Origin of the sequence: Paludisphaera soli (assembly GCF_011064595.1) — a bacterium.
Taxonomy (GTDB): Bacteria; Planctomycetota; Planctomycetia; order Isosphaerales; family Isosphaeraceae; genus Paludisphaera; species Paludisphaera soli.
In genome coordinates this window covers 338,512-345,942 of record NZ_JAALJI010000005.1, presented here as the reverse complement: position 1 = coordinate 345,942, position 7,431 = coordinate 338,512, and the positions used below count along the sequence as shown (strand labels likewise).

General features: G+C 73.9%; 4 protein-coding genes. 2 read left to right on the top strand and 2 right to left on the bottom strand.

The genetic code is table 11. The features are described from left to right. Window positions 1–178 precede the first annotated feature (178 nt). Both G6O68_RS09555 and G6O68_RS09550 read left to right on the top strand, forming a co-directional pair. Window positions 179–2,182: a hypothetical protein gene (locus tag G6O68_RS09555; RefSeq protein WP_165246997.1), complete on the top strand. Its 2,004-nt coding sequence runs from the start codon at window positions 179–181 to the stop codon at window positions 2,180–2,182. 379 nt (window positions 2,183–2,561) lie between these two features. Next, window positions 2,562–2,951 carry a c-type cytochrome gene (locus G6O68_RS09550; RefSeq protein WP_165246995.1) on the top strand — a complete coding sequence of 130 codons (390 nt, stop codon included), beginning with the start codon at window positions 2,562–2,564 and terminating at the stop codon, window positions 2,949–2,951. Window positions 2,952–2,981: 30 nt separating this feature from the next. Here G6O68_RS09550 and G6O68_RS09545 read toward each other — a convergent pair whose 3' ends face one another. Together G6O68_RS09545 and G6O68_RS33230 are read right to left on the bottom strand one after the other, a co-directional pair. Continuing rightward, window positions 2,982–5,222, bottom strand: coding sequence for a polymorphic toxin-type HINT domain-containing protein (locus G6O68_RS09545; RefSeq protein ID WP_165246993.1), 2,241 nt, complete (start codon window positions 5,220–5,222; stop codon window positions 2,982–2,984). 56 nt (window positions 5,223–5,278) lie between these two features. Then, window positions 5,279–7,423 (bottom strand): Hint domain-containing protein, encoded by a 2,145-nt coding sequence (locus G6O68_RS33230; RefSeq protein ID WP_165246991.1) that lies wholly within the window; start codon window positions 7,421–7,423, stop codon window positions 5,279–5,281. Window positions 7,424–7,431 lie beyond the last annotated feature (8 nt).

Below are 7,431 nucleotides of genomic sequence, written 5' to 3'. Positions count from 1 at the left end.
CCTGCGCACCGGGCCCGTCGCCCCGCAGCACGCCTCGCCCTTCCGCAACCTCCGCGCGGCGAGGCTGGCGCACCTGGCCGCGCTGCGGGCCCGCCGGTTCGAACGCCTGGCGGCGTCCAGGACGTCGCCCCGCCCCTGACCCCGCTTCGTCTCCCCCTCCCGACCCGAGGCCCGCTCCATGACGCCGCTCAGGAAGCCCCATCGAGCCCGATCCCGACGGACGTCGCCCCGCGCGGAGTCGTTGGAAGGCCGCCTGCTGCTCAACGCGTCGTTCGACGTCGACGCGGACGGCCTGCTGTCGATCGTCATGCAGCCCGGGCTCGGCCTCAACTCGCTGCAGGTCTCGGTCTCCGAGGGCGTGTATACGTTCGCGACCGAGGAGCCGATCGACGTGGTCGACGACGGCGGCCTGGTGGAGGTGGCCGGCGCCGGCACGACCACGGCCACGGCGTCGGGGATCACCGGGATCGCCGTCGCTACGTACGGGCACGACGCCAAGATCCTCGTCGCGAGCACGGACGTGGCGATGCGCATCCGGATGCAGAGCCGGTTCAACGTCGTCGGCCTCGGCGCCTGGCTGGAGCCGACGGGGCTTTCGAAGCTCACGGGGCCGATCTCCGTCGAGGTCGACGACGACGCCGTCGACTTCATCGACTCCATACTGATCATCGACGACCGGGGCCCGGCCGGGCCGCAGGACTACACGATCCGCGCGGGCGCCGTCTCGGCGACCGGCGGGTTCGGCGGCGTGACCTACGCGGGCTTCGATTCGGTCGACGTCCAAGGCGCGCAGACGGGCCCGGAGGACGGGCCGTCGCGCTACACGATCCTGGGGATCGCCGACGGCTCGTCGTTGTCGATCGCGTCGAACGAGTCCGAGGGGGGCCGGAGCGAGTTCGTCGTCGACGCTCCGGCCGCGAAGGACGCGAGCCTCGGCCTGCGGCCGAACTTCGGGGCCAGCGTCTTCGAGGTCAGGAACACGCCGGGGCCGACGGGCATCTACGCATGGCAGAGCGCGGCCCTGGTGGTGGTCTCGGACGGCGGCTCGACGGCGGGCGTGCGCGGCGAGTTGAGCCTCGGCGCCGACATCTACGGCTCCCTGGACGTCCTCGTCGACGACTCGGCCGGGACCGTGGCGCGGGACGCGAGGCTGGCGGTCTTCCCGGAAGCCCCGGGCTTGAACCGGGTGGACCTGGCCGGGGCCTCGGGGCCCGACGGCCTGATCCGCACCTTCGGCATCAAGGCCTCGCAAATCGCCTACAAGGCGCCCCGGGGCCTGGCCAACACCCTGACGGTCGACTTCGGCGCCGGCGACCCGTTCCCCTCGCTCGGCGACCGGACGCTCGAATACGACGGCGGATACGACGGGGCGCCGGGCGTCGAGAGCCGGCTCCGCCTCGTCGGCGACTCGCCGCTGGGCCCGTTCCGCTCCCAGTCGCACGAGGCGGACGGCCCCGACTCGGGCTCGATCGCCTTCGCCCGCGAGGCGGGCCTCGTCGGCGTCCTCGCCTACTCCGGCGTCTCGCCCGGCGGCCTCGTCGACACGGTCGCGGCCGACGTCTACACCTTCCGCCATCGGGGGGCCGCCGACCCCGGCGTCTCGATCTCGGCCGGCGCCGAGCCCGGGACCCTGGCGATCGCGTCCCGGGCGATCCCCACAGCCTTCGCCGCGACGACGATCGCCGGCAAGGCCCAGGTCGTGGTCCGCACGGGAGGCGTGGGGAGCCTGGCCACCACGGTCGCCTACGACGCCGCGACGCCCGTCGTCGGCCTGGGCTCGCTCACGATCGTCACCAGCCCGAACGACGACGTCAACGTCGCCGCGACGCCCCCCGGCGCCGCGTTCCTGGTCGAGACGACCGACGATCCCCGGCCGGTCGCCGTCGCCCCGCCCCCGGAATCGACCATCCCCTCGCCGCCGGCCGGACCGATCGCCGCGGAGCCCGCCCCGCCGCCGACGGACCCCGTCGAGCAGCCCACCCCGACCGCGCCCTCCGCTCCGGAGGTCCTCGGCCCTTCGGCGGCGAGCCTCGGAGCGGCGATGCGGAACGGCCCCGTCGCGCGATGGCGCGCCTCGCCCTTCCGCAACCTCCGCGCGGCGAGGCTGGCGCAACTGGCCGCGCTGCGGGCCCGCCGGTTCGAACGCCTCGGGGCCTTGCGGGCCGGCGGCCGTAACGCCTGAGTTCGCCCCCCGGCCGGGCCTCGGGCCTCGCTGCTCGGGGGTTTCGGACCTTGCCGACCATCCTGGGATGTGGGAGGGGGGTCCTCGCGAGCGAGGCCTCGACGCCCTCCATGACGAAGATGTACGTCGGCAACGCCTTGAACTGCACGTCGCGCCACCTGGACGAGGCCCGGGACCCCGGGGCGGGGACCTCCCCGGGGACGGCCGCCGCCTACGCCGCCTGCTCCCCGCGCGAGGGGCGCGTGCTCACGCTGGAGGACCGCGTCCTCGACTGCTTCATGCGGAGCGGCCACGGCGTCCGGCTCCCCCGGGGGGCGAGCCCTCGGCGGCGATCGCCGCCTCCATCACCTGGCCCTCGGCGGCCGACAGGCCCCTCCGCATGCACCCGGGGCCCGCCGGCCCGGGCGCTATCCGGCCGCTGGCCGTCGACCCCGAGAAGGCCGACGCCGAGCGAGGCCGAGCCCTCGACGCCGAGAAGTGCGCCGACTGCCACGCGGGCGACGGCGCGGGGCGCAAGCGGAGCCATCCGGTCTGGGGCGGCCGCTCGTACAATCGGGGCGCGGGGCTGGCGAACACGCCCCAGCTCGCCGCCTGGCTCAACAAGGTCGCCATGCCGCTCGACGACCCCCACCTGACCGAGCCGGAGACGCTCGACGTCGCCGCCTGCGTCAACGCCCACGGCCGCCCCGCCTTCAAGCTGGAGGAACACCTCCCCCCCGCCGCCGAGCTGGGCGAATACAACGCCGCGGCCGACGCCCCCGGCCGGTGAGCCGGCGCGCCGGCCGCCTCGCCCCTCGGTTCAGGGCCTGGCCGTCGCCAGCAGGTCGGCCGTGGCGGGGACGCCGTCGAAGGGCGCGGCCACCGGCTCGACGAAACCGTTGTCGTGCGCGATCACGCCCAGGGCGCCCACGCAGTAGTTGTCGCCGCCGGAGAGGAGCAGGTTGAACACCGGCCGGGCTTCCTCCTTCTCGACCGAGACCACCTCCACCGTCCCGCCGACAGTGCGCAGCCGGTCGCCCGGCTTCACGTCGCGGGCCATGATCCAGCCGTGGCCCGCCTTCCAGAACCGGTGGATGCCGGTCGGGTGCAGCGTCTCCTTGCCCACGTCGATCGCGTAGGTGAAGTTCGGCGGGTTGTGCATCACCTCGACGACGGGCTTGTAATCGAGCCGGCCGGTCGTCGTGTCCTGCGAAAGCACTAGGTCGCCGACCTCGACCTGTTCGATCGGCCGGTCCCCCCGCAGGGTGCGGACGGGCGTGCCTCCCGCGAAGCACGAGGGGCCAATACGGAAGCCGGCGAAGTTGGTGGTCGGGATCGCGACCGCCTGGGACTGGAAGGCGATCGGCACCTCCTCAACCACCTCGGCCGGCGGCCGGGACTGCGCCCGGAGCGGCTGGCCGTACCCTTGAAGGTCGATCACCCAGTTCAGCCACTTCTGCCGATCGTCGCCCCGGTCCTCGCCGCTGATCGACTTGAGGATCGCCACGGCCCGCTCGTTCACCTCGCGGATCGGCGCGTTGTGCGCCTCGAGGCTCGCCACGTCCTGCGCCAGCTGCTCGCGCGCCACGAGGGCCGACATCTGGGCCTCGGCCCTCATCTGCTCCACCGGGATCTGGAGCGACTCCTGGAAGATCGGACGCAACGTGTTGGCTCTCAGCAGCCCCGGAGTGTTCAGGTACGCGGACGCCGCGACCGCGAGAGGGGAGAAGGACGTCGAAGCCTGCCCGACCGCCCTCCGGCTCAAATCGGCGGGGACGCCCGCCCGTTCGAGGGTCGCGACGGCCACCTCGGGACGATCCTGAGCCGCGGTCCAATGAGGCCTGACCCCTGCGGACACCATGGGCAAGCCCGTGACGGGATCGTTCCCGGGTGAGTCGTTACCAAGCAAGAAGCCAACTGTAGGTCTTCCCGAGAAAACAGCCGCCGCGGACTCTCGCGTCAGAATACCCCCCACGTACGCCCCGACCGGCCGGTTGAGGACGACGTTGCCGTTCTCATCCCGGCCCAGCTCGTCGCCGGGCTGCATCGTCGGGTTCTGCAGCGGCCGGTACAGCCGACGGACGTTGGCGTCCTCGCCCTCCACCAGCAATTCGCCGGTCGAGCCGGGGCCGTCCACCGGCTTCACCTTGTACTTCACCTCGTCGCGGATCGACTCGGCCAGCATCCCGGCGTACTCGCGCGGGTCGCGACGCTGCAGCAGGGTCGCCGCGACCGACCGGATCGCCGCGTGCGGGCTGAACAACGCCAGCGTCGCCAACGCCAGCGACGAGTCCGAGCCGTCGATCCGGCTGAAGGCGTCGACCGCGACCCGCTGCCGCCCCTCGTCGCCCCCCTTCGCGGAGACCTGCCAGATCGACGGCACGGCCCGGGGGTCGTCGATCGCCGCCAGGGCTGCCTGCGCCTCGGCCCGCCTCTCGCGGTTCTTGCCCGCCAGCGCGGTGCGGAGCGTCTCCAGCTTCGGCTTCCAGAACCGGTCGGCCTTCGCCTGCGCCTCGCGTTCGGCCTTCAGCGCCGCCTCGACCTGCGGGTTGACCCAGCGGCCCTTGACCTTCTCGAACCCCAGACGACGCCAGGCGCCCTCGCGGCTCGGGTCGTGCTGGAGCGTCCGGTGCAGGTGGGCGACCATCGGCTGCGTCAGCCCCTTCTCCTCGCACCAGAGGGCCAGCTTGTACTGGTCGTCGGCCCCGTCGGCGGCGCGGGCGCGGCGGTCCAGGTACTCGCGCAGCAGGGCCTGCAGCTCGGGCGACTCCTCGACGGCCTTCGACGCCTCGGCGGGCCGCAGCCACCTGCCGTCGCGCTCGACGTAGCCCAGCAGGCCCCGCGCCCGGGCGTGGCCGGGGTCCAGCAGGATCGCCCGGGTCAGGTGGGTCGTCTTCTCCGACGCCATCCCTCGCGCCTCGCACCACAAGGCCAGGTCCACCTGCGCGTCGGCGTCGCGGCCGGCGGAGGCCTTGGCCGCCTCGTACGCCGCGCGGTCGGCGACCTGGTCGACGCCCCCAGCCAATCCCACCGCCACGCTCAGGACCCAGGCGCCGAGCATGGATAATCCCTCCGAGTGACGTTGATGGATCGCGAGAGGCTCCGAGTCCGCTTCGATCAGGGCTTCGCCGTCGCCAGCAGGTCGGCCGTGGCGGGGACGCCGTCGAAGGCGTGCTCGACGGGGTCGACGAAGGTGTTGTCGTGCGCGACGACGCCGGGGCCGCCGACGCAGAAGTTGTCGCCGCCGACGATCTTCAGGTTGAACACCGGTTGGACGCGGTCGGGCTCGACCGAGACGACCTCGACCGTCCCGCCCACCGTCCGCAGCCGGTCGCCGGGACGCAGGTCGCGGGTCATGACCCAGCCCCGCCCGGCCTTCCAGAGGCGGTGGATGCCCGTGGCGACGATCGGCTCGCCGCGCCCCACGTCGACCCGGAACGTCTGGTCCGGCGGGTTGTGGAAGGCGGTCGAGACGGCCCGATAGCGGAACTCGCCGGTCGTCACGTCCTGGACCAGGACCTGGTCGCCCGGGCGCAGCTCCTCGATCGGCCTGGGCCCCTGGAGGGTTCGGACCGGGGTGCCGGCGGCGAAGCACGAGCCCCTGTGGGGGGGGATCGGCGGGGCCGTCGCCACGATGGCCGATCCGGCGGAGGTCGTGGCCACCGTCGCCTGCGCCTGGGGGGCGAAGGCCAGGGGGACCTCCTCGATGTAGGTCGGGGGCTCGGGCCGGATCGATTCGGAGCGGAAGGCGTAGCCCTCGAGGTCGACGGCCCAGGCCGTCCACTTCTCGGCGTCATCCCCCAGGTCGCGGCCGCTGACGGCCTTCAGGATGCTCCCCGCGCGCTCGTTCACCTCGCGGATTGGGGCGTTCCGCATCTCGATGAACCGAACGTCGTTCAGCAACTGCTGCTGGGCGACCAGGGCGGAATACCGCGTCTCCGCCACCATCAGGCCGATCGGGATCTGGAGGACCTCCCGGCTGAGCTGGACCTCCTGGAACGAGCGGGAGTTCGGGTCGACCTCCTGGGCCCTCGCCGTGACGACCGGGCTCGGCGCCCCCCCCAACCCTTGCAGCGCCTGCCCGATCGGCCCGGGGGCGGCGTCGAACGGGGCGCGGGCCGCGCGGGCGGCGTCGAGTTCGGCCCGCGTGGAGAGGGGCCGGCCCGCGTCGGCGAACCTCGGCGCCTCCGTGGCTCCCCCGAGCCCCAGGCTCAAGACGGCGTTGGGGTCGACCGCCGCTCCCAGGGGCGCGATGGGGGCCAGCGGCGTGTACAGCCGGCGCACGTTGGCCTCCTCCCCCTGCACGAACAGCTCGCCCTGCGATCCCGGCCCCTCGACGTTGCGGACCTGGTACTTCACCTCCTTGCGGATCCAGCCCGCCAGCAGGCCGGCGAACTCGCGCGGGTCGCGGCGGACGAGCAGGGCCGTCGCGTCCGCCCGCACCGGGCCGTGCGGGCTGAACACGGCCAGGCTCGCCAGCGCCGCCGAGGCCCCCTGCCCCTCGATCCGGCCGAACGCCTCGACCGCCAGCCGCTGCTCCGCCTCGTCCTCGCCCCTGGCGAAGGCCCGCCAGAGCGAGGGCACGGCGCGGGGGTCCTCGATCGCCGCCAGCGCCGCGGCCGCCTCGGCCCGCTTCGCCCTGTCGCGCGAGGCGAGGCCCGCCTTGATCTTCTCCAGCAGGGGACGCCAGGCCCGGTCGGCCCGATCCTGCTCCTCGCGGGCCTCGCGGGCGGCGAGCGTCGCCCCCGGGTCGATCCAGCGGCCCTTGACCTTCTCGAACCCCAGCCGACGCCAGGCCCCCTCGCGGCGGGGGTCGAGCTGGACGACCCGTTGCAGGTGCGCCGTCATCGGCTGCTCCAGGCCGTTCTCCTCGCACCACAAGGCCAGCCTGTAGAGGTCGTCCGCCCGGTCGCGGGTCCTCGCGCGACGGTCGAGGTACTCGCGCAGCAGCGCCTGCTGCGCGGGCGACTCCTCGACGGCCTTCGCCACCTCGGCGGGCCGCAGCCAGCGGCCCTCGTGCTTGACGTAGCCCAGCAGGCCCCGGGCCCGGGCGTGGCCGGGGTCGAGCAGGATCGCCCGCGTCAGGTGCGTCGTCTTCTCCGACGCCATCCCCCGCGCCTCGCACCAGAGGGCCAGCCGCACCTGCGCGTCGGCGTCGCGGCCGGCGGAGGCCCTGGCCGCCTCATAAGCCGCGCGGTCGGCGTCCTGATCGACGCCCCCGGCCAGTCCCACCGCCGCACCCAGCACCCACGCGCCGATCATGGTCGTTT